The sequence below is a fragment of the Dyella sp. genome (assembly GCF_035685805.1).
GTDB lineage: Bacteria > Pseudomonadota > Gammaproteobacteria > Xanthomonadales > Rhodanobacteraceae > Dyella_A.
The window spans coordinates 1-24,711 of the sequence record NZ_DASSAB010000013.1; the positions used below are offsets into that span (position 1 = coordinate 1).

The 24,711-nt window shown below is 68.2% G+C and carries 25 protein-coding genes and 4 tRNA genes; 8 read left to right on the plus strand and 21 right to left on the minus strand.

Translation table 11 applies throughout. The features are described 5' to 3' along the window. The 13 genes from tuf to VFG40_RS02365 all read right to left on the minus strand — a co-directional run. On the minus strand, positions 1-1,130 hold a 1,130-nt coding region (gene tuf, locus VFG40_RS02305; RefSeq protein WP_324894479.1), incomplete at its 3' end, for an elongation factor Tu. Positions 1,131-1,214: 84 nt separating this feature from the next. Further along, positions 1,215-1,290: transfer RNA gene (locus VFG40_RS02310), tRNA-Thr, on the minus strand. Positions 1,291-1,315: 25 nt separating this feature from the next. After that, positions 1,316-1,389 (minus strand) — tRNA-Gly (locus VFG40_RS02315). A 30-nt stretch (positions 1,390-1,419) separates the two neighbouring features. Further along, positions 1,420-1,505, minus strand: a tRNA-Tyr gene (locus VFG40_RS02320). 185 nt (positions 1,506-1,690) lie between these two features. Then, the gene (locus tag VFG40_RS02325) at positions 1,691-2,185 is read right to left on the minus strand and encodes an acyl-CoA thioesterase (protein WP_324894481.1); all 495 of its coding nucleotides are present in this window, start codon (positions 2,183-2,185) and stop codon (positions 1,691-1,693) included. 223 nt (positions 2,186-2,408) lie between these two features. Next, positions 2,409-3,500, minus strand: coding sequence for a redox-regulated ATPase YchF (ychF, locus tag VFG40_RS02330; protein ID WP_324894483.1), 1,092 nt, complete (start codon positions 3,498-3,500; stop codon positions 2,409-2,411). Between the two features lie 96 nt (positions 3,501-3,596). Further along, the gene (pth, locus tag VFG40_RS02335) at positions 3,597-4,178 is read right to left on the minus strand and encodes an aminoacyl-tRNA hydrolase (protein WP_324894485.1); all 582 of its coding nucleotides are present in this window, start codon (positions 4,176-4,178) and stop codon (positions 3,597-3,599) included. 54 nt (positions 4,179-4,232) lie between these two features. Further along, entirely contained in the window at positions 4,233-4,877 is a 645-nt protein-coding gene (locus VFG40_RS02340) for a 50S ribosomal protein L25/general stress protein Ctc (RefSeq protein WP_324894487.1), read from the minus strand. Between the two features lie 145 nt (positions 4,878-5,022). Then, positions 5,023-5,979: a ribose-phosphate diphosphokinase gene (locus VFG40_RS02345; protein ID WP_324894489.1), complete on the minus strand. Its 957-nt coding sequence runs from the start codon at positions 5,977-5,979 to the stop codon at positions 5,023-5,025. Positions 5,980-6,013: 34 nt separating this feature from the next. Beyond that, positions 6,014-6,090, minus strand: a tRNA-Gln gene (locus VFG40_RS02350). Between the two features lie 3 nt (positions 6,091-6,093). After that, entirely contained in the window at positions 6,094-7,500 is a 1,407-nt protein-coding gene (ispE, locus tag VFG40_RS02355; RefSeq protein WP_324894491.1) for a 4-(cytidine 5'-diphospho)-2-C-methyl-D-erythritol kinase, read from the minus strand. Positions 7,501-7,575: 75 nt separating this feature from the next. Next, positions 7,576-8,199, minus strand: a complete 624-nt coding sequence (gene lolB, locus VFG40_RS02360; protein WP_324894493.1) for a lipoprotein insertase outer membrane protein LolB — start codon at positions 8,197-8,199, stop codon at positions 7,576-7,578. After that, positions 8,196-9,950, minus strand: coding sequence for a tetratricopeptide repeat protein (locus VFG40_RS02365; protein WP_324894495.1), 1,755 nt, complete (start codon positions 9,948-9,950; stop codon positions 8,196-8,198). Before VFG40_RS02365 ends, lolB begins: the two co-directional genes overlap by 4 nt. Before the next feature lie 97 nt (positions 9,951-10,047). Here VFG40_RS02365 and hemA point away from each other — a divergent pair, with 97 nt between their 5' ends. From hemA to ppk2, 3 genes are all read left to right on the plus strand, one after another. Further along, positions 10,048-11,340 carry a glutamyl-tRNA reductase gene (gene hemA, locus VFG40_RS02370; protein ID WP_324894497.1) on the plus strand — a complete coding sequence of 431 codons (1,293 nt, stop codon included), beginning with the start codon at positions 10,048-10,050 and terminating at the stop codon, positions 11,338-11,340. Positions 11,341-11,427: 87 nt separating this feature from the next. Then, positions 11,428-12,510, plus strand: coding sequence for a peptide chain release factor 1 (gene prfA, locus VFG40_RS02375; RefSeq protein WP_324894499.1), 1,083 nt, complete (start codon positions 11,428-11,430; stop codon positions 12,508-12,510). A gap of 61 nt (positions 12,511-12,571) precedes the next feature. Next, entirely contained in the window at positions 12,572-13,339 is a 768-nt protein-coding gene (gene ppk2, locus VFG40_RS02380; RefSeq protein WP_324894502.1) for a polyphosphate kinase 2, read from the plus strand. Between the two features lie 3 nt (positions 13,340-13,342). Here ppk2 and VFG40_RS02385 read toward each other — a convergent pair whose 3' ends face one another. The 3 genes from VFG40_RS02385 to VFG40_RS02395 are packed head-to-tail and all read right to left on the minus strand — an operon-like array spanning position 13,343 to position 15,362. Then, complete coding sequence (locus VFG40_RS02385) at positions 13,343-13,609, minus strand: acylphosphatase (protein WP_324894504.1); 267 nt, start codon at positions 13,607-13,609, stop codon at positions 13,343-13,345. After that, entirely contained in the window at positions 13,609-14,085 is a 477-nt protein-coding gene (locus VFG40_RS02390) for a TlpA family protein disulfide reductase (protein ID WP_324894506.1), read from the minus strand. Before VFG40_RS02390 ends, VFG40_RS02385 begins: the two co-directional genes overlap by 1 nt. Beyond that, entirely contained in the window at positions 14,082-15,362 is a 1,281-nt protein-coding gene (locus tag VFG40_RS02395; protein WP_324894509.1) for a YihY family inner membrane protein, read from the minus strand. The genes VFG40_RS02390 and VFG40_RS02395 overlap by 4 nt, the downstream gene beginning before the upstream one ends. 102 nt (positions 15,363-15,464) lie before the next feature. Here VFG40_RS02395 and wrbA point away from each other — a divergent pair, with 102 nt between their 5' ends. From wrbA to VFG40_RS02415, 4 genes are all read left to right on the plus strand, one after another. Continuing rightward, positions 15,465-16,067, plus strand: a complete 603-nt coding sequence (wrbA, locus tag VFG40_RS02400; protein WP_324894511.1) for an NAD(P)H:quinone oxidoreductase — start codon at positions 15,465-15,467, stop codon at positions 16,065-16,067. Then, positions 16,064-16,417: a DUF2069 domain-containing protein gene (locus tag VFG40_RS02405; RefSeq protein ID WP_324894513.1), complete on the plus strand. Its 354-nt coding sequence runs from the start codon at positions 16,064-16,066 to the stop codon at positions 16,415-16,417. The genes wrbA and VFG40_RS02405 overlap by 4 nt, the downstream gene beginning before the upstream one ends. A 205-nt stretch (positions 16,418-16,622) precedes the next feature. After that, complete coding sequence (locus VFG40_RS02410) at positions 16,623-18,263, plus strand: acyl-CoA dehydrogenase family protein (RefSeq protein ID WP_324894515.1); 1,641 nt, start codon at positions 16,623-16,625, stop codon at positions 18,261-18,263. A gap of 91 nt (positions 18,264-18,354) precedes the next feature. Then, positions 18,355-18,843, plus strand: coding sequence for an asparaginase domain-containing protein (locus tag VFG40_RS02415; RefSeq protein WP_324894517.1), 489 nt, complete (start codon positions 18,355-18,357; stop codon positions 18,841-18,843). Positions 18,844-18,973: 130 nt separating this feature from the next. On the opposite strand, the gene VFG40_RS02420 is transcribed toward VFG40_RS02415, so the two are convergent. The 3 genes from VFG40_RS02420 to sufT all read right to left on the minus strand — a co-directional run bounded on the left by VFG40_RS02420 (position 18,974) and on the right by sufT (position 22,270). Beyond that, the gene (locus VFG40_RS02420) at positions 18,974-21,139 is read right to left on the minus strand and encodes a M4 family metallopeptidase (protein WP_324894519.1); all 2,166 of its coding nucleotides are present in this window, start codon (positions 21,137-21,139) and stop codon (positions 18,974-18,976) included. Positions 21,140-21,443: 304 nt separating this feature from the next. After that, positions 21,444-21,683, minus strand: coding sequence for a hypothetical protein (locus tag VFG40_RS02425; RefSeq protein WP_324894521.1), 240 nt, complete (start codon positions 21,681-21,683; stop codon positions 21,444-21,446). Between the two features lie 29 nt (positions 21,684-21,712). Continuing rightward, positions 21,713-22,270: a putative Fe-S cluster assembly protein SufT gene (gene sufT, locus VFG40_RS02430; RefSeq protein WP_324894523.1), complete on the minus strand. Its 558-nt coding sequence runs from the start codon at positions 22,268-22,270 to the stop codon at positions 21,713-21,715. 201 nt (positions 22,271-22,471) lie between these two features. On the opposite strand from sufT, the gene VFG40_RS02435 reads away from it, so the two are divergent. Further along, on the plus strand, positions 22,472-22,912 hold the full coding sequence (locus VFG40_RS02435) for a hypothetical protein (RefSeq protein ID WP_324894525.1): 441 nt from the start codon (positions 22,472-22,474) through the stop codon (positions 22,910-22,912). A gap of 1 nt (position 22,913) precedes the next feature. On the opposite strand, the gene VFG40_RS02440 is transcribed toward VFG40_RS02435, so the two are convergent. Both VFG40_RS02440 and VFG40_RS02445 read right to left on the minus strand, forming a co-directional pair. Then, on the minus strand, positions 22,914-24,347 hold the full coding sequence (locus tag VFG40_RS02440; protein WP_324894527.1) for an NAD(P)(+) transhydrogenase (Re/Si-specific) subunit beta: 1,434 nt from the start codon (positions 24,345-24,347) through the stop codon (positions 22,914-22,916). Beyond that, positions 24,347-24,658, minus strand: a complete 312-nt coding sequence (locus VFG40_RS02445; RefSeq protein WP_324894529.1) for an NAD(P) transhydrogenase subunit alpha part 2 — start codon at positions 24,656-24,658, stop codon at positions 24,347-24,349. The genes VFG40_RS02440 and VFG40_RS02445 overlap by 1 nt, the downstream gene beginning before the upstream one ends. Between the last annotated feature and the right edge of the window lie 53 nt (positions 24,659-24,711).

Here is a 24,711-nt window from a genome sequence, read left to right on the forward strand (position 1 = left end):
AAGCGCAGGCCCTCGTCCATCGCGATCGGGTGGATCAGGCTCACCACCATCTTCACGTTGTCGCCCGGCATCACCATCTCCACGCCCTCCGGCAGCTCGCAAGCGCCGGTCACGTCGGTGGTGCGGAAGTAGAACTGCGGACGGTAGCCCTTGAAGAACGGCGTGTGACGGCCACCCTCGTCCTTCGACAGCACGTACACCTCGGCCTCGAAGTCCGTGTGCGGGGTGATCGAACCGGGCTTGGCCAGCACCTGGCCACGCTCCACGTCGTCGCGCTTCAGGCCGCGCAGCAGCAGGCCCACGTTGTCACCGGCCTGGCCCTGGTCCAGCAGCTTGCGGAACATTTCCACGCCGGTCACGGTGGTCTTCTGCGTGTCGCGGATACCCACGACCTCGATTTCCTCGCCCACCTTGATCACGCCGCGCTCGACGCGACCGGTCACCACGGTGCCGCGACCGGAGATCGAGAACACGTCTTCCACCGGCATCAGGAACGGCTTGTCGATGTCGCGCTCCGGCTGCGGGATGTAGCTGTCCAGCGCATCCACCAGCTTGATGATCGCCGGCACGCCGATCTCGCTCTGGTCACCCTCGAGCGCCTTCAGCGCCGAACCGTGGATGATCGGGGTGTCGTCGCCCGGGAAGTCGTACTTCGACAGCAGCTCGCGCACTTCCATCTCGACCAGCTCGAGCAGTTCGGCGTCGTCGACCATGTCAGCCTTGTTCAGGAACACCACGATATACGGCACGCCCACCTGACGGCTGAGCAGGATGTGCTCGCGCGTCTGCGGCATCGGGCCGTCCGCGGCCGAGCAAACCAGGATCGCGCCGTCCATCTGCGCCGCACCGGTGATCATGTTCTTGACGTAGTCGGCATGGCCCGGGCAGTCGACGTGCGCGTAGTGGCGGTTCGGCGACTCGTATTCCACGTGGGCGGTCGAGATCGTGATGCCGCGCGCCTTCTCTTCCGGCGCCGCGTCGATCGCGTCATATGCCTTGAACTCGCCACCGAAGCGCTCTGCGCCGATCTTGGTCAGCGCCGCCGTCAGCGTCGTCTTGCCGTGGTCCACGTGACCAATGGTGCCCACGTTGACGTGCGGCTTGGTGCGCTCGAATTTACCCTTTGCCATACGCTTTAAACCCCGATGGAGTCAATAGAAGTGAAAGAATCTCTTCCGCACAGAAGGCCGGACAAGCCGGCCTCCCGCAGGACATGGTGCTCATGACTGGAATCGAACCAGCGACCTCTTCCTTACCAAGGAAGTGCTCTACCGACTGAGCTACATGAGCGAAAATTTTTTGAGGTCGAGTTCAATGGAGCGGGAGACGGGAATCGAACCCGCACCATCAGCTTGGAAGGCTGAGGTTCTACCGTTGAACTACTCCCGCCTCGATCGAACAACCTGCGCGGAACCTTACTGGTGGAGGGAGGTGGATTCGAACCACCGAAGGCGTAAGCCAGCAGATTTACAGTCTGCCCCCGTTGGCCGCTTGGGTATCCCTCCAACAAAGAACGCCTATTGTCGCCACGCCCCCGGATACTGTCAACACTTTTGCCGCCGCCGTGACGCAGGCCGGGCTGCTCCGACGCGAGGCGTTGCGCACCGCCCAGGCGGACCATCCGCGCCCGCTCAGGAAAGGGTTGCGCATCCGGGAGCGGGATTGCGTGCAGCGCTCCGTGCGATGGCGCTCAATCTCGCTGTGCCACCGGGTGCAGCGCCACCACCTCGTGTTCCATCGCCTTGGACATGGCCATCAGGCGCTGGGCAAAGCCCTGCAGCCGGACATCATCCTCGTTGCGCGGCACCCAGGCCGGAACCGGCGCCGGCCGGCCATCGGGACGGTCCAGCGCCACGAATACCATGACGCAGCTGGTCGCCAGTCGCGGCTCACCGCTGCGCAGATCGCTGGCCTGCACGTCGACCGCCAGGTGCATGCTGCTGGTGCCGGTGTGGATCAGCCGCGCCCTCACCGTGACCAGGTCACCGATCAGGATCGGCTTGACGAACTGGATGCCGCTCACCGACGCCGTGACGCAGTACGCGCCGCTCCAGGCCACGGCGCAGGCGTAGCCGGCCTGGTCGATCCATTTCATCACCATGCCGCCGTGCACCTTGCCACCGAAATTGACATCGGTGGGTTCGGCGAGGAAGCGGAAAGTCACTTCGTTCTGCTGGCCGGGCATGACGGCATCCGCGTGGAGAGAGCGCTGATTATGCCGACCGGCAGCAGCTTCCGGCACACCGGCAAGCGGCTCCCGGCAACGACCGGTGGGGGACAAGGCAAGCCGCAGCGAGATCGAGAGGCTCTCCGCCTCGGGCCGTGCACACCGCCGCCGCACTACGCCACAGGCCGTGAGCCCGCCACCCATATGAAGCGGGGCGGCTCTCGCCGCCCCGCTCCGGGGATTACACGTTGAACAGGAAGTGCAGCACGTCGCCTTCCTTGACGATGTATTCCTTGCCTTCCTTGCGCAGCCGCCCGGCAGCGGCAGCACCGCTCTCGCCCTTGTACTGGATGAAGTCGTCGTAGCCGATCGTCTCGGCGCGGATGAAGCCGCGCTCGAAGTCGGTATGGATCACGCCGGCCGCCTGCGGGGCGGTGGCGCCCTTCTTCACCGTCCAGGCGCGCACCTCCTTCACGCCCGCAGTGAAGTAGGTCTGCAGGCCCAGCAGCTTGTAGCCGGCGCGGATCACCCGGTTCAGGCCCGGCTCTTCCAGCCCGAAATCCTTGAGGAACTCGTCGCGGTCGGCGTCTTCCAGCTGCGAGAGCTCTTCCTCGATCGCCGCGCACACCGGCACCACTTCGGCACCTTCGCTGGCGGCGCGTGCACGCAGCGCGTCCAGGTGCGGATTGTTCTCGAAGCCGTCCTCGCGCACGTTGGCGATGTACATCAGCGGCTTGAGCGTGAGCAGGAACAGGTCGCGCACCAGTGCCTGCTCTTCCTCGTCCAGCCCCAGGCTGCGCGCAGACCGACCCTCGTTGAGGCCGACGGACAGTTTCTGCAGCACCGGCTTCTTCGCCAGCGCCTCCTTGTCGTTGGCCTTGGCTGCCCGCTCGGCGCGGTTGAGCGCCTTGTCCACCGACTCCAGGTCGGCCAATGCCAGCTCGGTGTCGATCGTCTCGACGTCGGCGATCGGATCGACCTTGCCCGCCACGTGCACGATGTCGCCGTGCTCGAAGCAGCGAACCACGTGGGCGATCGCGTCCACCTCGCGAATGTGCGCCAGGAACTTGTTGCCCAGGCCTTCGCCCTTCGACGCGCCGGCGACCAGGCCGGCGATGTCGACGAACTCCACCGCGGTAGGAATCAGCTTCTGCGGCTTGACGATCTCGGCCAGCGCGTTGAGGCGCGGGTCCGGCACCGGCACCACGCCGACGTTCGGCTCGATCGTGCAGAACGGGAAGTTCGCCGCCGCGATGCCGGCCTTGGTCAGCGCGTTGAAGAGCGTGGATTTGCCGACGTTGGGCAGGCCGACGATGCCGCATTTGATGCCCATGGTGACTCCGGAGCTGTGTTTTCTGGCGTCATTCCCGCGCAAGCGGGAACGACGGCGCGTAATGGGGGATGACCCGGCGGATCGTCCGGCCGGCCGTCACGGGCTGACCGTGTGCAACTGCTGCATAGCCTTGTCGAACTGCCCTGCAACCGCCAGCGGCAGCACGTCCAGCGCGCGGGAAATAGCGAGGAGGATCGCCTCTTCATCCTGCGCCGCGGGCCGGCCGAGCACCCAGGCGGTGACACGATCCTTGTGGCCGGGATGACCGATACCGACGCGCAGCCGATGGTACTTGCCATGGCCAAGATGCGCGGCAATGTCGCGCAGGCCGTTCTGGCCGCCGTGGCCGCCGTCGAATTTCATTCGCACGGTGCCGGCCGGCAGGTCCAGCTCATCGTGCGCCACCAGGCACTCGGACGGCTCGATCTTGTAGTAGCGCAGCGCCAAAGCCACGGCGATGCCGCTCTTGTTCATGAAGGTGGACGGCTTGAGCAGCCACACCGGCTCGCCGCCGATGCGCACGCGACAGGCCTCGCCGTGCAGTTTGCCGTCGAAGGCGAAGCGTTCGCCCTGCGACGCCGCCAGGGCGTCCACAAACCAGAACCCGGCGTTGTGCCGGGTTCGGAGATATTCGGTACCGGGGTTGCCCAGCCCGACGATGAGTCGCAAGCCTGCCATGTGCGAGCAAAGCAACTGCCCTGCACGCGCCTGGGCGCGCGCAGGGCAAGCGGCTTACTTCTTGTCGGCAGCCGGCTTCTCTTCGCCCTCGGGCGCGGCCGGCGTTTCCTCGACCTCGACCTTCACCGCGTTGGCGGTGACGACGGCGATGTCGTGGTCGGCGCCGCCGTGCAGGGCCAGCGCCTCGACGCCCTTGGGCAGCTTGATCTGGGACAGATGCACGATATCGCCAGGGTTCAGATCAGCCAGATCCACCTCGATGAACTCCGGCAGATCCTTCGGCAGGCAGGACACTTCCAGCTCGGTCAGGTTGTGCGACACCACCACGCCGGACATCTTGCCGGCCGGCGAGGTCTCCTGATTGAGGAAGTGCAGCGGCACGTTCACGCGGATGGCTGCGTTCTCGTCGACGCGCAGGAAGTCCATGTGCAGCATCTGCTGCTTGAACGGGTGCTTCTGCCAGTCGCGCACCAGCACCTTCTGCACGGTGCCGTCGACGTTCAGGTCGAGCACCGAGGAGAAGAACCACTCGTGCTTGGCGGCGAGCAGGATGGTGTTGTGCTCGATCTGGATGCTCTGCGGCGGCTGCTTGCCACCGTAGACGACGGCCGGCACGAAGGCGGCATGACGCAGGCGGCGGCTCGCACCTTTCCCCTCGTCCTTGCGGCTCTGCGCCTTGATTTCATGGGTCTTGGACATGTTCAACTACCTTGGTTTTTGATGGACCGCCTTGCGGCGGTCAGGTGACTTCCCCGCGACCAGGGAAGTCGGTTGTCCCCGCGTCCCGCCGAAGCGGCGGACCGGGGATCTGGGGCCATCCGTCATCGACGGATGGCCCGGATGCTCAATCGACGTACAGCGAACTGACCGATTCGCCAAAGGCGATGCGGCGAATGGTTTCGGCCAGCAGCTCGGCCACCGACAGCTGCCGGATCTTGGGGCACGCCAGCGCTTCGGCGCGCAGCGGCAGGGTGTTGGTGACCACCAGCTGGTCGAGCTGGGAGTTCTCCAGGTTGCTGATGGCCGCGCCGGACAGCACCGGGTGCACGCAGTAGGCGATCACCTTGCGCGCACCGCGCTCTTTCAGCGCCGCGGCAGCAGCGCACAGCGTGCCGGCGGTGTCGACGATGTCATCGACCATCACGCAGGTCTTGCCCTCGACGTCGCCGATGATGTTCATCACGGTGGCGACGTTGGCTTTCGGGCGGCGCTTGTCGATGATCGCCAGATCGGCGTCGTCCAGACGCTTGGCGATGGCACGGGCGCGCACCACGCCGCCCACGTCGGGGCTCACCACGATCAGGTCGTCCATGGCGTGGTTGCGCCAGATGTCGGCCAGCAGGATCGGCGAGGCGTAGACGTTGTCCACCGGAATGTCGAAGAAGCCCTGGATCTGGTCCGCGTGCAGGTCCACCGTCAGCACGCGGTCCACTCCGGCGGTACCGATCAGCTTGGCGGCGAGCTTGGCGGTGATCGGCACGCGCGCCGAGCGCGGGCGGCGATCCTGGCGGGCATAGCCGAAGTAGGGAATCACCGCCGTCACGCTGGCCGCCGACGCCCGCTTGAGCGCATCGACCAGGGTCAGCAGCTCGAACAGGTTCTCCGCGCTCGGCGCGCCGGTCGGCTGGATCACGAACACCTCCTGCCGGCGCACGTTCTCCTCGATCTCGATCTGCACTTCGCCGTCGCTGAAGGTACCGACCAGCGCCTTGCCCAGCGGCACGCCCAGACGGTGCGCCACGTCTTCAGCCAGCGCGCGGTGCGCGTTGCCGGTGAAGAGCATCGGGCTGGACGTATCCATTTGGCAGTTCCTCTAGACCTTCGGACTTGGTTGATGGCTGGGGCGGCAGGATTCGAACCTGCGCATGCGGGAATCAAAATCCCGTGCCTTAACCAGCTTGGCGACGCCCCAGTATTACGTTGTAAACCGCGCCTTCCCGGCCCGCGTACCACTGCCCCGGCGAGCCAGGGCACGATGCAGCATCGAACAATCCGCGCCGGCGGCGACCTGCGCCCGCCACGGCGGCGGACACTGCCTTGCGATGGCCAGCGCTCGCAGCGCGGACGGCGCCTCCAGAAACACGCATCCGCCGGTACCCGACAATTGCGCCCGCCCGAAACCGCCGAGCCAGTCCAGCGCGGCGGCGACGCGCGGGTGGCGCGCACGCACGACCGGCTCGAATGCGTTCTCGGCTGTTTCGCCCGAAACAAAGGACGAAATTGTCGCCCGGGGGGCATTTCGTGTCAATTCAGTTGCTTGAAACAGCGCCGCCGTAGCCACCTGCTCGCCGGGGTCGACCACCACATAGTGACGCCGCGGCAGCGCCAGCGGAGTCAGCGCCTCGCCCACGCCCTCGGCCCAGGCACTGCGGCCACGCACGAATACCGGCACGTCGGCGCCCAGCTGGCGGCCGAGTTCGGCCAGCTCGTCCAGCTCCAGCCGGGTGTCCCACAGGTGATCCAGTGCCAGCAGCGTGGTGGCTGCATCCGAGCTGCCGCCGCCCAGCCCGCCGCCCATCGGTATGCGCTTGTCGATAGCGATATCCGCGCCCAGCGTGGTGCCGACGTGGGCCTGGAGCAGCCGCGCGGCACGCACGGTAATGTCGTTCTCGGCCGGTACGCCGGCCAGGTCGCCGATGCGGCAGATACGCCCATCCGGACGCACCCGCAGGCGCAACTCGTCGCCCCAATCGAGCAGGCGGAACACGGTCTGCAGCGCGTGGTAACCATCGGCGCGGCGACCGGTGATGCGCAGGAACAGGTTCAGCTTGGCCGGCGCGGGCCATGCGCTCCATGCATCGGGCGCCAGCGACGGCAACGGCCGGCGCATGAACACGCGCAGCTCGTCGGGGAAGCCGTTCTCCCGGTCACGTGCCAGCGCCCCTGCAAAGGCCGGATCGGCCTTGTCCACGGCGGTGAAGCCATGCCTCGCGTAGAACGGAGCATTCCATGGCACGTCTGCCAGCGTGGCCAGGCACACCTGGCGGTAGCCCGCCGCCTGCGCCCACGTGCAGGCGTGCTCCAGCAGCGCGGCGCCGATCCCACGACGGCCGCGGGCCGGCAGCACGTCCAGCTCGCCGATGCCGACCGCATCACCGCCCAGATCGTCGTCGAGCCAGATGAAACCCACCGGCTCGCCCTGCTCGATCGCCACCCACACCAGCCCGCGCGCGACAGCACCGTGCAGAAGCTCCGGCGGAATCGCCATGGCGCTGTAGGTACGCCATGCGCGATGGCCACGAAACAGCTGCACCGCGGCGCGTTCAATGTCGCAGAGGGCATCGACCTGCGACGGGCGGGCGCGCTCGATGAGAACGGTCATGAGGGCTCGGAAAGTGACGGACGCCGGCGCAGGGCGCGGCGCGGGGCCGATAGCCTACCGCACAGTCGCGCCCCCTCAGCGCAGCGTCCAGTCGCTGACCGAGAGCCGGACCTTGTACGGCGGCTTGCTGGCGAACACCTTGGTCGGCAACGCGGGCTGCCGGGTGTTGTCCCAGGCGCGGTACTCCACGCGCCAGCCGTCCTGCTCCAGCACGGCAGGCAGCCGGTCGGTACCGAAGGTGATCTGCGCAGGCGCACCGGTGGCGCGCAAGCCGAGCACCCAGGCACGCAGCGATGCCAGCGGCACCGACCAGCCGGCGGCCTTGCGCATCAGCGCTTCGGCGTCGGCGCCGCGGATCGGCTGTTTGCCCACGCCCTCGAGCACGGCCCCGCGCGAGTCGCCGCTGAGCCGGTAGTCGTAGCCGAAGCCGCCATTGACGGTGAACACGTAGCTGTCGCCGCGCTGCTGCCAGCTCAGGCTGCCACTGCCGTTGCCGCGCGAGTCGCTGGCGTTGCTGATGCCGAGGCGCCCGTCCAGGCGCCAGTCGTGCACCTGGCGCAGCGCCTCCTCGCGCGCGGCCTGCGCGGCCACCAAGCCGGCATCGGTCGCCACGGTCTTGCCGCGCGGCGGCAGGCTCACACACCCGGACAACGCCGCCAGGCCCAGGCAAAGGGCGAGCTTCCGGAACCTCCCGCTCATGGCTGCAGGCGCTTGAGCGTGTCGCGCAGGCTCGTGTTGTCCGGGTCGAGCTTGCGCACCTGTTCGAACACGCGCGTGGCCTCGTCCCGCTGGCCGCTCTTCCACAGCACTTCGCCCAGATGCACGCCCACGTCCGCGTCGGGCCGCTGTTTCCACGCTTGCCGCAGCACGCCGGCGGCCTCTTCAAGATGGCCCAGGCGATATTGCAGCCAGCCCCACGAATCGGCGATCGCCGGATCGGCCGGTTTCGCCTTGCGCGCCAGTTCGATCAGCCGCCTGGCCTCGGCCAGGTCTCGATTGGCATCGGCCAGCGTGTAGCCCAGGGCATTGCTGGCGTCGACGTCGGCCGGCCTGAGCTCGAGCAGGCGACGCAGGTCGCTGACGGCGCGATCGATATCGCCCGACTCGGCGTAGGCCAGGCCGCGCCCGTAGAGCAGGCCGGGATCGTCCGGCTGCACCTGCAGTGCACGGCTGAAGGCCATTTCCGCCTGCGGGTAGCGCTGCTCGGTCATGTACAGATCGGCATCCGCCTCGTATGCCTTGCGCAGCTGCTCGGGCTGGTCCAGATATGCCGTTTGCAGCTGCCCGAGCAACTCGTGCGCCTCGGCGCGCTTGCCCTGCTGGTGCAGGATGATCGCGCTGCGCAGGTCGGCATCAAAGGCGTGCGGATCCTCGTCGCCGACCTGGTCATACCAGTCCAGCGCATCGGCCTTCAGGCCCTGCATCTCCGCCAGCTGGCCAAGCAGGAAATCGCTGGACTGGCGGATCTCCGGCGGCGCGGACTGCACCTGGCGGTAGAGCCGGGCCAGCGTCGCGCGGTCCTGCGCCTGCGCAGCGAGCGCCGCGCGCAGGTTGTAGATGTCTGCGCTCTGCTTGCCCTGGCCGAGGAAGCGGGCCGCGGCGGGATAATCCCCGCCCTGCGCCAGCATCGTGGCGTAGGCCAGCCGCAGGTGGGTGTCGACCGGATTGCGGGCGATCGCCTTCTCCAGCAGCGCGCGTGCGGCGGCGCGGTCGCCCGCGCGCAAGGTCAGCTGCGCAGCCCAGGCGTACGCGGTGGCGGTGCGGAAGCGGGCGGCCGCAGCGTGGGCGATCTGCAGCGCGTACGGACGGCGGCCCAGCCGGTCGCCCAGCTCGCTCATCGCCAGCCACGCGCGCTCGTCCGCCGGCAGGCGCTCCGGCGTCGCCAGCGCCTCGAGCAGCCGGCCGGCCTGGGCGCTGTCTCGCGCGCCGACCAGCACTCGCCCGAATTGCCGCCAGGCATCGTCGCCACCGGTCGCCAGCAACTGCTCCAGTTGCTGCTTCGCCGCGGCGGCATCGCCGCGATCGAGCGCGAGTTCGGCGCGGCTCTGCGCCAATTGCGGCGGCGTCGCGCCCAGCCGCTGCCAACGGTCCAGCGCCCGTTGTGCGGCGGCATCGTCGTGCACCGCCAGCGCCAGCGCGGTGGCGCGCTCGGCCACCTCCGGGTCGGCAGACAGCGGCGCCGCCTTGTCGTAGGCGGCCGCAGCCGCCTTCAGATCCGAATGGGTAAGCGCCATTTCGCCGGCCAGCAGCTGGGCCACCACGTCGTGGTCGGCGTCCGGCGTTGCCACCACCATGCGGGCCAACGGCTGGGGCGAGGGGGCGGCCGGCGCGGCCGGCTTGACCGCTGGCGCGCCGGCACAGCCGGCGACCGCCGCGGCCAGTGCCCCGGCGGCCGCCAAATGACGCAGTTGCTTGAACTTGGCCGACCCGCTGATCACACTATTGTTCATCTGTTCGCCTGTTTCGGCCGTATCTGTCGTCGCATCCGACGTGCACCCAGCTTAGCCTACGCTGCCGGACACCCCGCCCCGCAATGCCTGTCTCGCCATGCCACTGATCGCCCTCGGGCTCAATCACCTCACCGCGCCGGTCAGCCTGCGCGAACAGGTGGCGTTCGATGCGGACGCCGCCAGCGAGGCGTTGCACGAGCTCACGCGCGAACCCGGGGTGGAGGAGGCGATGATCCTCTCCACCTGCAACCGCACCGAGCTTTACGTGGGCGTTGCCGCGGGCGCCGAGGACGTGCCGCAGCAGTGGCTGAACCGGCATCACCGTCTGACCCCCGGCAAGCTGGACGAGTTCCTCTACCGGCACGACGAGGACGAGGCGGTGCGACACATGTTCCGCGTCGCCACCGGGCTGGATTCGATGGTGCTGGGCGAGCCGCAGATCCTGGGCCAGGTAAAGGACGCCTACCAGCAGGCGCGCGGGGCGCAGGCGCTGAAGGCACCGCTGGACCGGCTGATGCAGCACACGTTTGCCGTGGCCAAGCGGGTGCGCACGGATACGCGCATCGGTGCGCACACCGTCTCGGTCGCGTTCACCGCGGTGCGCCTGGCCGAGCAGGTGTTCGCCGACCTCAAGCAGGCCTGCGTGCTGCTGATCGGCGCCGGCGACACCATCGAACTGGCGGCACGCCACCTGGCCGAGAAGAAGGTGCGGCGCCTGATTGTCGCCAACCGCACGCTGGAGACGGCCCAGGAGCTGGCCAGCCGCTACGGCGGCTATGCGATCGCACTGGCCGACCTGCCCAAGCATCTGGCCGAGGCGGATATCGTCATTTCGTCCACCGCCGCGCGCCAGCCGGTATTGACGCGGGCCATGGTGGAAAAAGCGGTAGCGCTGCGACGGCACAAACCGATGTTCATGGTCGACATCGCCGTGCCGCGCGACATCGAAGACAGCGTCGGCCAGCTGCAGGACGTGTTCCTCTACGGCATCGACGACCTGCGTCAGGTGATCGATCACAATCTGCGCTCACGCGAGGCGGCCGCCCGCGAGGCCGGCGCCATCATCGACCTGCAGGTGGAGCGCTACATGGCGTGGCGTCGTGCGCTGGGCGTGCGCAACCCCGCGGTCGACATGCGCCACCATGCGGAGGTCTACCGCGACGAGGTGCTGGACAAGGCGCGCGGCATGCTGGCGCGCGGCAAGTCCGCCGACGAGGCGCTGGCGTTTCTCGCCAACACGCTCACCAACAAGCTGCTGCACCACCCCAGCGCGCGCCTGCGCGAGGCGGCGCTGAGCGGCGATCTCGACCTGCTGCACGCCGCTGGCCGGCTGTACGGGCTGGACCAGGCCGCCGACGCCAGCGACCCGCTGTCCGACGCTGATCGCTAGCGAGGGCGGCTGGCTGCCGCTCGCCCTGCCCGACCGCGGCCCGCACTTGCGGGAGCACGCCCCTCGCCCTGCTCCGTTCCGGACACCATGACTCCCTCGATCCGCGCCAAGCTCGAAGCCCTCGCTGAACGCCACGAAGAAATCGGCCTGCTGCTGTCCCAGCCCGAGGTGCTGGCCGACAACGCGCGCTTCCGCGAGCTGTCGCGCGAGTACGCCCAGCTCGAGCCGGTGACCCGCTCGCTGCGCGAACACGACGATGCCGAGCGCGAGCTGGCCGAGTCGCACGCCATGCTGGCCGACCCGGAGCTGCGGGAGATCGCGGTGGACGAAGTTGCCCGGCTCGAACAGCGCCTGTCGGAACTGGACGACGAGCTGCAGATCCTGCTGCTGCCGACCGATCCGCGCGACGAGGGCAACCTGTTTCTCGAAGTGCGCGCCGGCACCGGCGGCGACGAGGCCGCGATCTTTGCCGGCGACCTGATGCGCATGTACCTGCGCTACGCGGAACAGCGCGGCTGGAAGACCGAGCTGGAATCGGCCCACCCCGGCGAACACGGCGGCTACAAGGAGGCGGTGGCGCGGATCGAAGGCAAGGGTGCGTTCTCGCGGCTCAAATACGAGTCGGGCACGCACCGGGTGCAGCGCGTGCCGGCGACCGAGTCGCAGGGACGCATCCACACCTCGGCGGCCACGGTGGCGATCATCCCCGACGTGGAAGAGATCGAAGACATCGAGATCCTGCCCGCCGACCTGCGCGTGGATACCTTCCGCTCGTCCGGCGCCGGCGGGCAGCACGTGAACAAGACCGACTCGGCCATCCGCATCACCCATCTGCCCACCGGCGTGGTCGTGGAGTGCCAGACCGAGCGCTCGCAGCACGCGAACCGGGACAAGGCCATGAAGCGCCTGAAGGCGCAGCTGCTGGACGCCGAACGCTCCCGCCAGAGCGCCGAGGAGGCCGCGTCGCGCCGCCTGCAGGTGGGCTCCGGCGACCGCAGCCAGCGCATCCGTACCTACAACTTCCCGCAGGGCCGGATCACCGACCATCGCATCAACCTCACGCTGTACCGGTTGCCGGAGATCATCCAGGGCGACCTGGACGAACTGGTCGCAGCGCTGATGCGCGAGGATCAGGCCGACCAGCTCAAGGCGCTCACCACCGGCAGCTGACCGGTGACGTGCGAGCGCACGAGCGCGTAGGCTCTGGCGACCACGCCGCCGGAGTACACCGATGAAACGCAAGGCTTACGAACACGAGCTCGAAGCGCTGCAGATCGAGCTGATCGGCGTGCAGCGCTGGCTGCGCACCAGCGGCAAGCGGCTGCTGGTGATCTTCGAGGGGCGCGACGCGGCCGGCAAGGGCGGCACCATCAAGGCCATCACCGACAAGCTCGACACGCGCGGCGTGCGCACCGTGGCGCTATCCAAGCCCGATGAGCGCGAGGCGTCGCAGTGGTATTTCCAGCGCTACGTGGCGCATCTGCCGGCCGCCGGCGAGCTCGTACTGTTCGACCGCAGCTGGTACAACCGCGCCGTGGTGGAGCCAGCCATGGGCTTCTGCAGCCAGGCCCAGTACGCCCGGTTCCTCGATGACTGCCCGGCATTCGAGCGCATGCTCGCCGACAGCGGCATCATGATCTTCAAGTACTGGCTGGCGGTGGACCAGGCCGAGCAGGAGGCACGCTTCGCCGAACGCGCCGCCGACCCGCTCAAGCGCTGGAAGCTGTCTCCGGTGGATCTCGCGGCGCGGGCCAAGTACGCCGAGATCGGGCACCTGCGCGACGTGATGATGGAGCGCACCCACGCCGCCCACGCTCCGTGGTTCGTGGCCGACTACAACGACCAGAAGCAGGGTCGGCTCACGCTGATGCGCCACCTGCTCGACCAGCTTCCGGACGTCAGCGTGCCGGACACTAAGGTCAAGCTGCCCAAGCTGCGCGGAAAGCCGAAGCGCGAAAAGCTGGCCGACGCCAGTTTCTGGATCGCCCTGCACGAATGATCTTCAGCCGGTGACGAAACCCGGGTCGACCGCACCCTGGTAAGGCTCCCGCGCCACCGCGCTGACGCGCGCGGCCGGCGGCCCCTGCTGCAGCCAGCGCTCGAGCTGATCCAGCGCCGCGCCATCACCGCGGGCGATGACCTCGACCCGCCCGTCCGGCAGGTTGAGCGCGGCGCCCGACAGCCCCAGAGCCACGGCCTGTTCGCGCGTGCTGGCACGAAAGAACACGCCCTGCACGACGCCGCTGACCAGGAACCTCGCGGCAGGCATCAGCGTGCCGCGTCGATCGCCGCGGTGATGGCCGCGCCGTCCACCGGGCCCACGAAGCGCTTGGCCACCCGTCCGTCCGGCGCGATCAGGAAGGTCGTAGGCAGCCCGCGCGGCTCGTCGAAATCCATGGGCGGATTGTCCAGCGTCACCTGCGCGATCGGATAACTGACCGGATGCTTGGCCACGAATGCGCGGATGTCGGCCGGGTCGCTGTCGTCGTAGGCCAGCCCGATCGCGCTGACGTCCTTGCGCCCGTCCACGAAGGCGGAGATGTCGGGCATCTCCTTGATGCACGGCACGCACCAGGTGGCCCAGTAGTTCACCACCACCCAGTGCCCGCGCTGCGCAGCCAGGTCGTAGACCTTGCCGTCCAGCGTGGTGACGGTGAGTGCGGGCTTGTCGGGCATGGCCGCCTCGGCGCACAGCGGCGACAGCGTGGCGGCGGCGATCAGCGCAGCGAAGGCAAACAGTTTCATGGGGTCGGTTCCTCGATGTCGCCTGCCGGCAGGGCAGACGGGGGATAGATGCGGTCCAGCCGCGTGCCCAGTGCGGTGTCGAGCGTCTCGGAAACCGCTGCCAGCAGGTCGATCAGGACCGCTGGCAGTGCGATGCCCAGCTCGCGCACTTCCTCGGCCGGGCGCATCGGCAGTCGGTATTGCGTGTTGGTGTACACCCGCAGCAGGTCGGTGCTATCCAGGCTGCGCGCCAGCAACCAGCCGCCGCTTTCGCTGCGCTGGATCAGGTCCGCGCGCTGCAGGTCGTCAAAGTAGCAACTCACCTGGCTGGAACGCAGATACGGCTCGAGCAGCTGCACGGACGCAGGGTCGATGCAGTCGCCCTGCCGTTGCGCCTCGACGAAATGCTTGAGCACCACCAGCAGGCCCAGGAACTCCGCCCCTTCGGGCAGCGCATGCGCGGGCGGGTGGTACTCGAACGCGTTGATCGACGCAGCCACCGATGCACCGAGGATCACGATCACCCACGACAGGTAGATCCACAGCAGGAACGTGGGGATGACGGCGAGCGCGCCGTAGATCTGCTCGTAGGTCTGCGCGTTGCGCACGAACACGGTGAAGCCCCAGCGCGCGATCTCGAACAGGATCGCGCCGATCAGCGCGCCGATGGCCGCGTCGCGCAGCACCACCGGGCGGTTCGGTATCACCGCGTACATCAGCCACAGCGTGATGTAGGTGACCACGAACGGCAGCAGGCCCAGCAGCCGCTGCCCGAATCCCTGGTCGAACTGCCCGGCCGCCTGCTGCAGCAGCGGCAGCGCGGTCACGTACGAGGTGGTGGCCAGGCCGCCCACCACCAGGATCGGACCCAGCGTAAGCGCAGCCCAGTAGAGCAGCAGCCGCGAGCCCCAGCCGCGCGGATGGTGCACGCGCCAGATCCGGTTGAGCCGGTCCTCGATGCTCACCATCATCGACAGCGCGCTGAACAGCATCACCAGGATGCTCAGGCCGGTGAGGCTGCTGGCGTTGTTGGCAAAGCTTTCCAGCGCCCGCTGCAGCTTTTCGCCCGCTGCCGGCACGAAGTTGTTGAACACGAACGACAGCAGCGTGTCGCGCGCGCCGGCGAACACCGGAAACACCGAGAACATCGCGAACACCGCCACCATCAACGGCACCAGCGACACCAGCGTGGTGTAGGAGAGCGCGCCGGCCGTCTCGAAGCACTTGTCGTCGACGAAGCGCTGCCAGATGAAGCGGGCGAACGTCAGCGTGCGGTCGCGGTTGAACGGCTTGGCCATCGGGGTCCCTTGGCTGGGCGGACAGGGCGCGGCGCGTTGGCGCAGCGCCCGTGCCGGGGGCGAACGTTACACTAACGGATCACCACTGAACCGCCCAGGCGCATGACCCCGAGCATTCTCGTCCTCTACTACAGCCGCACCGGCCACACCGCCCAGCTGGCCCGATTGATCGCCCGCGGCGTGGAAGAGGTGCCGGGCATGGAAGCGCGCCTGCGCCAGGTGCCGCCGGTGTCGCCGGTGACCGAGGTGGCGCAGCCGCCCGAACCGGAGGACGGCGCGCCATACGCCAGCCGTCAGGACCTGATCGAATGCGCGGGCCTGGCCCTGGGCAGCCCCACCCGCTTCGGCAACATGGCCGCCCCGCTGAAGCACTTCCTCGACGGCACCGGCGCGGAGTGGGCGAGCGGCGCCATGGTCGGCAAGCCGGCGGCGGTGTTCACTTCCACCAGCACCATGCACGGTGGCCAGGAATCGACCCTGCTCAGCATGGCGCTGCCGTTGCTTCATCACGGCATGCTGCTGCTCGGCCTGCCCTACACCGAGCCGGCGCTGAGCGCGACGCTCACCGGCGGCTCGCCCTACGGCGCCAGCCACGTCGCCGGCCCGGCCGGCGACCATCCGATCAGCGACCACGAGCGCGAGCTCGCCCGCGCGCTGGGCCGCCGCCTCGCCGATACGGCGCGCAAGCTGGCGGCGAGCGCATGACCGACGCGACGGCCCCGCTGCGCCCGGTCTACCGCGTCGGCCTCGCCGCCTGGGCCGCATTGACCGTGCTGCAGCTGATCTGGCACGCGTGGCTGGTCCCGCCGCAGCGGATGCCGCTTGCGCTGGTGCTGGCAATCACCGTGCTGCCCTTGCTGCTGCCATTGACCGCCCTGCGCAACGTGCGTCGCGCCCTGTTGTGGGTCGGCGTACTCAGCCTGTTCTACTTCTCGCACGGTATTGCCGAAGCCTGGAGCTCGCCCAGCGAGCGCTGGCTGGGGACAGGCGAGATTGCCCTCACCGTGCTGCTGATCGGCGCGCTCGGCGCCGGCGTCACGCGCAGGAAGGGCTGAACCGTCGACGCGGCGGGCCGCAGGGCAATCGCACCAGCGACCAGGTGTGCGTGCTGTGCGTTGCCGGCTCGATGTCCTGAGCGAAATCAACGTCGTGGCTGGCACGGTTCGACCAGCCCGGGTCGCTGTAAGCGCCGACACCGTGACCTCGAGAGCGGGCGGCGATGCGGGCCTATACTGCCGATCTGACCGACAGGAGCGCACCGTGGCCTTCCTGCAACAAGCGCCTAGACTGGACCATCCCTACCGCGCCGACCCGTGGCTGCGCGGTTGTCTCGACCGCACCGTACCGGCCGACCGCCGGGCTGCGCTGGATCGCGATCTCGACGCGCTGGGCGACTATGCCGTGCAGGCGTGGGAACGGGCCAGCCAGAGCACCCGGCACAAGCCGCGGCTCACCAACTGGGACGCCTGGGGCCGCCGGGTCGACCGCATCGAACTGACCACCGCATGGCGCGAGGGACCTGCGCTCACCACCGGCCACGGCATCCTGGCAGCCGGCCACGACGCTGCGCCCACTGCCCGGCTGGAAGCGTTTGCGCGGGTCTACCTGTATCACCTCGCCAGCGAGTTCTACACCTGCCCGCTGGCGATGACCGACGGAGCGGCCACCGCGTTGAAGGCGTCCGGCAACAATGCGCTGATGGCGCGGGCGCTGCCGCACTTCCTCAGTCGCGACCCCGCCACGTTCTGGCTCAGCGGCCAGTGGATGACCGAGACCGCCGGCGGCTCGGACGTCGGCGGCACCGAGACCACCGCGCGCCTGGGCGAGGACGGTCAATGGCGCCTGCACGGGCGCAAGTGGTTCAGCTCGGCCGTGGTCGGTGAAGCGGCGCTGGCGCTGGCCCGGCCCGAGGGGGCTGCTACGGGCACCGGGGCGCTGGCGCTGTTCTACGTCGAAACCATGGACGGGCCATCGCGCAAGCCGCAGCTGATCATCGACCGGCTCAAGGACAAGCTCGGCACCCACGAACTGCCCACCGCGGAGATCCATCTCGACGGCCTGCCGGCCTGGCCGGTGGGCGACCTGGCGCACGGCGTGCGGCACATCGCGCCGATGCTCAACGTGACGCGCACATGGAACGCCGTATGCGCCGTGGCGAGCATGGCCCGGGCCGTGGCGCTGGCCACCGATTACGCCCGGCGACGCCAGGCGTTCGGGCAACTGCTGATCGACCAGCCGCTGCACGCGCGCACCCTGGCCGACATGCAGGCGGAGTTCGCCGGTGCGTTCGCCCTGACGTTCGAGGTGGCGCATCTGCTCGGCCGCGTCGAACAGGGCGCGGCCGCACCGCACGAGGTGGCGCTCCTGCGCCTGCTCACGCCGCTGGCGAAACTGTGGACGGGCAAGCTGGCCATCTGGCTGTGCTCCGAGGCGCTGGAGTGCTTTGGCGGCGCCGGTTACATCGAGGACACCGGGCTGCCGCAGTTGCTGCGCGACGCCCAGGTCTACGCCATCTGGGAAGGCACCACCAACGTGCTGTCGCTCGACACCCTGCGCGGCCTCGACCACGGCCTGGACGCGCTGGCCACCGCCACCAGGCAGTGGATGACTGACGCCTGCGAGCCCGAATGCGCCGCCATGGTGACTGCGACGCTGGCCAGCGCCGCCGCCTGCGCGCAGTCGCGCGGAGCGGATCGTGCCGCGCTGGAGAGTGGTGCACGCGGACTCGCACTGACCCTGGCGCGCTGTGCCGCCGCGGCCCTGCTGGTGCGCCAGGCCCGCCACGAGCGTGCGCTCGGGCAGGTCCGCGCGGCGGCCGCGCTGCGGCGTTTCGTCCAGCACGGGCTGGACCGCCTGTGCCGCCCGGACGCCGCGGACGATGCGCTGCTGCTGCAGCGGTGAAGAGTCATCGCGCCGGGCTGGCCGGTGATAGTCTGGGGTCGGCGGCACCAGCCGGGCTAAAATGCCGCGATTCCCTCCAGCGGCCTCCACCATGCAGCATCTGACCATCGTCACCACCGGCGGCACGATCGACAAGATCTACTTCGACGACAAGTCGGACTACAAGATCGGCGCGCCACAGATCGGCGACATCCTCGGCCAGCTTGGCGTCGCGTTCCAGTACGACGTGATCCCGATCCTGCGCAAGGACAGCCTGCATGTCACCGAGGAGGACCGCGCGCTGATCCGCTCCACCATCGAGGCCCAGCCGCATCGACACGTGCTGGTCACCCACGGCACCGACACCATGGTGGAAACCGCCCAGGTGCTGGCGGGCGTGCCGGGCAAGGTGATCGTGCTCACCGGCGCGCTGAATCCGGCCCGCTTCCAGGGCTCCGATGCGGTGTTCAATATCGGATGCGCCGTCGCCGCCGTGCAGACCCTGCCGGACGGCGTGTACATCACCATGAACGGGCGCGTCTGGGATCCTTCGAAGGTGCGCAAGAACCGCGACGCAAATCGGTTCGAACCCGTCGGCTGAATCCGTCACGCGGGCGCGGCTGGCCGCATGACGCGCGGTCGCGCACGAGAAAATCTTCCTGCTCAGGAAAAAGAAAACCCCGGCCTAAGCCGGGGTTTTCCGTCTGCACCTCACATGCGGATCGTGAGGATCAATTGACCGTCGTGGTCAGGGTGACGCCCGAGTACGTCTGGTACGCACGCACGTTCATGTAGTACGTGGTGTTGCTGCTCGGCGTGAACGTGCAGCTCTCGTTGTTGCCGGTCTTGTACGGACGACAGTTGTAGCTGGACGTCGTCGGTGCACTGCCCGCCTTCACGTACAGATCCGCATCGCCGGTACCACCGGAGATCGAGATGGTCACCGTATGACCGGCGGAGACGGCCTGGGTGTAAGTGGTGGAAACACCACCCGTGCTCACCGTCGGCAGGCTGACCGAGCCGCCGGTGCCACCGCCGCCACCACCGCCGCCGGCGGTGTAGGAAGCCTTCACCGTCACACCGGAGTACGCGGCGTAGCCGTGGACCTTCAGGTAGTACTTGCCCGCCACCGGCGAGGCCACCGTGCAGCTTTCGGAGTTGCCGGTCTTATACGGGCGGCAGTCGTAGCTGGAGGTGGTCGGCGCACTGCCGGCCTTGGTGTACAGGTCAGCATCACCGGTACCGCCGGAGATCGACATCACCAGGTTGGTCGCGCCCGACGGCACCGTGATGAAGAAGTCGTTGTCCGCCCCCGTGGCCGCGCTGACGCCGGTCACTGCCACGTTGTTCTGCAGCTCGGCCGTGGTACCGCCACCACCGCCGCCGCCACCGCCGCTGGGGCAGGTCACGCCCACGCCGGAGAACGCCGTGGCCACGTTGGCCGCGCTGTAGCCCAAATCGGTCGCCGCCGACTCCACGCCGCAGGCGCCGGAGTTGAAGGTGGAGGTGGCTGTCCAGTACGACTTGTTGGCCAGCGCGAACACCTGGAACGCCTTCTTCACGTCCCAGCCGCTGGTCTTGGCGAGCAGGCAGAACGCCTTGTTGTAGACGCCCGACGAGTAATGCACGTCCAGGCCGGAGTTGTAGTTGGCGGCGTTGTCGATCGAGCCACCGTCCTGCGGCGGGTTGCACATGTAGCGCAACGCGTCGCCAATGCCGGCACTGGTCTTGACGATGTCGCGACCCACCAGGAAGTCGGCGGCGCCACGGTCATAGAACTCCGCCGCTTCGCCGGCGATGTCCGAGTACGCCTCGTTCATGCCGCCGGACTGGCCGGTGTACTGCAGGCCCGAGTTCTGCTCGGTGTAGCCGTGGCTGATCTCGTGGCTGGTCACGTCCAGCGACACCAGCGGATAGAAGGTGCTGGCGCCGTCACCGAAATACATTGCGGTGCCGTCCCAGAACGCGTTCTCGTAGTTGCTCTTGTAGTGCACGTTCATGCGCAGCTTGATGTTGAGCGGCGGCGCGCCGGTGTAGGCCTGGTACATGTCGTGCACCACGCCACCGAAGTGGTGGGCGTCGTTCACCGGCGAGTAGGCGCCGTTGACTGCGTCGGTGTTGCTGTTGGGGCAGGTGAAGCTGACGATCGACCCGCCGCTGGTACCGCGGTTGAGGTTGTACGTCACCACGTTGGTGTTGTTGAGCGTGCAGGTGCTGCCGGACTGCGTCACGTCGAGCGCTGCGTAGTCGGTGCCGTAGGTGTACTGGCCGGTCTTCTGGTTACCGCCGGGGCCGGTAGCACTGGCGTAGGTCAGGCCGTTCCAGCTCTGGATCACCTCGCCCGTGTTGGCGTCGATGATCGCGGTCGGGCGCGACGGCTGGCCGTTGCCGCTGACCACGTACGAGGTGCGATAGACCAGGCGGGCCGGGCCGTTGTCCTGCGGGTAGACGAACAGGTCGGCCTGCGGGTTGCTCATGCGGGCGCCGCCCGCCAGCGAGGTGTGGGCATGCGCCTGGAGTGCGCTGATCGCCTTGGCGCCGGTCAGGTGCGGCACCACCGACACCAGGTCCGAATCCAGGTTCTGTGCCAGCTCGCCGGTGGCGCGCAGAGCATGGCCGTTGGCGTCCTGCACCACGGCGACACTGCGGCCGTACACCGGCACGCCGCGATACATCTGCTGCTGGCGAACCACGTGGCGACCGTTGGCGATGGCGACCGAGCTGCGCGCGACCAGCGCACTATTGGCGCCGAGGCCGAAATGGGCCGACAGCGACGCTGCGGGGACACCGGCAAGATTCTGGGCGTGAAGGCTGTGCGTGGTGGCGGCGGTGGCGACGGACGCCGTGGCCATGCCGATCGCGGCGACCAGTACTTTCAAACGAAGACTGCTCTGCATTGCTGACTCCTGGACATTATCGGAACTGACGACCGTGCACCGGCTGCATCAGCTCCATTTATGAGTTGCCACACTTCCCAGCGTGGCTTCCTAGTTCGCTTGGCTTGTCGAGCGATGCCTGTCGATCTACCGCGGCCTCCCCCCGTCGCTTCCTGCCCGGGCTGCGATGGATCACCGAACGGAAGCCAGAAAACGCCTACGGCCTCCACAGGATCATCCGTCAACCTCCCCGCCAACGGACCTACCGACCATAGGCGCCGCGGAGGACAGCAACAAGGTGAATAATTCCTATGGGGGCAGCGACTTAACGCCCTGCCCGCGTGGCGGCACCGGTGCCGGCGCAAGCCAAGACAAGGTCTTGCAGGCTTTTGATTTCCTGCGACGCAAAACCTTGCGGCGCCGAACGGCGCGCTGAAGTGTGATCGTGATCAAGCAGCGGCAAATTCTTGCGGCGCTGCCGCCTGCCCAGGCGCAGAAAGCACATGCCAATGCCGCCTGGAAGGCCGCTGCCGAAGAAACCTTTGCGCCCGTTGGGAGCGCGCAACGCCGTGTCCACGCGCGCCAGGAGCGTGCTCAGAGCATGCCGGTCTCGAGCTTGGCGGCGTCGGACATCATCGAGTGGTTCCACGGCGGGTCGAACACCAGGTCGACGTCGGCCTCGGCCACCGTGGGGATGAGCTCGATCTTGGTGCGTACGTCGTCGACGAGGATGTCGCCCATGCCACACCCCGGCGCGGTGAGCGTCATCTTGACGTACACCTTGCGCTGATCCTGCGCAGCGCTCTCCAGGCTCACGTCGTAGACCAGCCCCAGCTCCACCACGTTGATCGGAATTTCCGGGTCGAACACGGTACGCAGTTGCTGCCACACCAGCTGCTCGACATCGTCGTCGCTGGCGTTGGCCGGCAGCTCGATCGCCGGCGGCGGCTCCTTGCCCAGAGCGTCGGCCTCGCTGCCCGCAATACGGAACAGGTTGCCCTCCACGTACACGGTGAAGCTGCCGCCGAGCGCCTGGGTGATGTAGCCGATCTGGCCTGCCGGCAGCACCACGATCTCGCCCTGCGGCACCATCACGGCGTTGCAGTCCCGCTCGAGGGTGAAAGGTTCGCTGCTCAGACTGAAACCGCTCATGCCTATCCTGTTGATGCGTCCACGCCCGGAGGGCGCCGGATGCCTATTATGCCCGGCCGCGGCGCCACGCCGCCCGGATCGACCATCGCATCACGTCGGGTTGCCGCAGGCGGGAATCAAGGCGCGGGAGCGGCGCGCTATCATGTGCGTTTTGCCCCGGACCCATGCCGTGACGCAGTCTCAGCCCCGGCGCCGCGCCCCGTGACGCGGCTGCGCGCCGCCTTTGCCGCGATCTTCGCCTTGCTCAGCGCGGGCATGCTTGGCCTTGCCGCGGGCGCGCTGTGGATGTTGCCCACGGCCTACCTGCAGACGCGCCTGCCGTGGCTGGCCTGGCCACTCGGCGCGCTGCTGGGTTGGGCGGTCGCCCGCTGGGTAACGCCGCGCGTCTGGGCGCCGTGGCTGGCTGCCGGTGCGACCGTGCTTGCGGCCGCTTACGTCAGCGTGCTGATCGTGGCGGCCAAGCTGGCGGGCAACATGGATCTGGGCCTGACCGAGGCCATGCGCGTCGCCGGCGCATCCATGCTTTGGTCGCTCACGCGGCTGTCGTTGACCGCGGGGCAACTGCTGTGGGTGGCCAGCGGCGCGGCGATCTCTGCCGCACTGGCCTGGCGCTGCCGCCGCCCCCGCACCATCAGGGGTTGAGTCAGCTCTCCAGCGTCTTCAGCGCCGCCACCAGCTCGCCCGCTGCCGCCTGTCCGTCGCCGTAGAGCATGCGCGCGTTGTCGGCGTAGAACAGCGCATTCTCGATACCGGCAAAGCCGGTGCCGCGCCCGCGCTTGATGACGATGACATTCTTCGCCGCCGACACGTCCAGGATCGGCATGCCGTAGATCGGTGAGGCCGGATCGGTCTTGGCCAGCGGATTGACCACGTCGTTGGCGCCGATCACCAGCGCCACGTCGGTGTTGGGGAACTCCGGGTTGATGTCTTCCATGTCCACGATCAGGTCGTACGGCACGCCGGCCTCGGCCAGCAGCACGTTCATGTGCCCGGGCATGCGCCCGGCCACCGGATGGATCGCGAAACGCACCTTCACCCCGCGCTCGATCAGCAGCTTGGCCAGTTCCCATACCTTGTGCTGCGCCTGCGCCACGGCCATACCGTAGCCGGGCACGATCACCACGCGCTCGGCGTACGCCATCATCACCGCCGCGTCGCTGGCCTCGATCGCCTTCTGGCTGCCGGCGATTGCCTGTGCCTCGCCGCCGGCGGCGGCGCCGAAGCTGCCGAACAGCACGTTGCCGATCGAGCGGTTCATTGCCTTGGCCATCAGCTGGGTGAGCAGCGTGCCGGCCGCGCCGACCACGGTGCCGGCGATGATCATCGCCTCGTTGCCCAGCACGAACCCCTCGAACGCCACCGCCAGCCCGGTGAAGGCGTTGTACAGCGAGATCACCACCGGCATGTCGGCGCCGCCGATCGGCAGCGTCATCATCAGCCCGAACAGCAGCGACAACCCGAAGAACGCCGCGATCAACGGCACCGTGAGGTGCCCCGCCACCAGCATCGCGCCGCAGACCACCGCCAGCGCGAGCACCACCATGTTGATCACGCGCTGGCCAGCGAACACGAACCGCCGGTCCAGCCAGCCCTGCAACTTGGCAAAGGCGATCAGCGACCCGGAGAAACTCACCGCACCGATCAATGCGCCGAGCACCGCCAGTGCCAGCTGTGCCGTGGCCGGCGTCGCCGCCGGATCGGCGCTGAAGTGGGCGCCATCCAGCAGCACCACGGCGCTGCCGGCGTAGCCGACCAGTTCGACCGCACCGATCGCCGCTGCCGCACCACCACCCATGCCGTTGTAGAGCGCCACCATCTGCGGCATGTCGGTCATTGCCACCCGCTTGCCGGTCCACCAGGCCGCCGACACGCCCAGCAGCACCGCCACGCCGATCAGTGCGCGATTGTGGATCTGCGGCAGGGCGAAGGTGATCAGCACGGCCAGCAACATGCCGTAGCCGGCCCACACGATGCCGCCGCGCGCGGTGCGCGGCGAACTCATGCGCTTGAGGCCCAGGATGAACAGCAGCGCGGCCACGAAGTAGCACGCCTTGATCAGGGTCGGCAGCCAGGTCATCAGTGGCTCCCCCCGGACTTGCTGCCGCCGGGCTTGCTCGACTTGAACATCTCCAGCATCCGCTCGGTCACCACGTAGCCGCCGGCGGCGTTGCCGGCGCCCAGCAGCACGCCGATGAAGCCGATGACGGTCTCGAATGTGGTTTGCGCGTGCCCTAGCGCGATCATCGCGCCCACCAGCACAATGCCGTGGATGAAGTTGGAGCCGGACATCAGCGGCGTGTGCAGGATCACCGGCACCCGCGCGATGATTTCGTACCCGGTGAACGCCGCCAACATGAAGATGTAGAGCGCCAGGAACCCGTCGATCATGACCCCTCCCTGCCGGAACGGCGTGGTTTCCGCATCATACGGTCGCCCGTCAA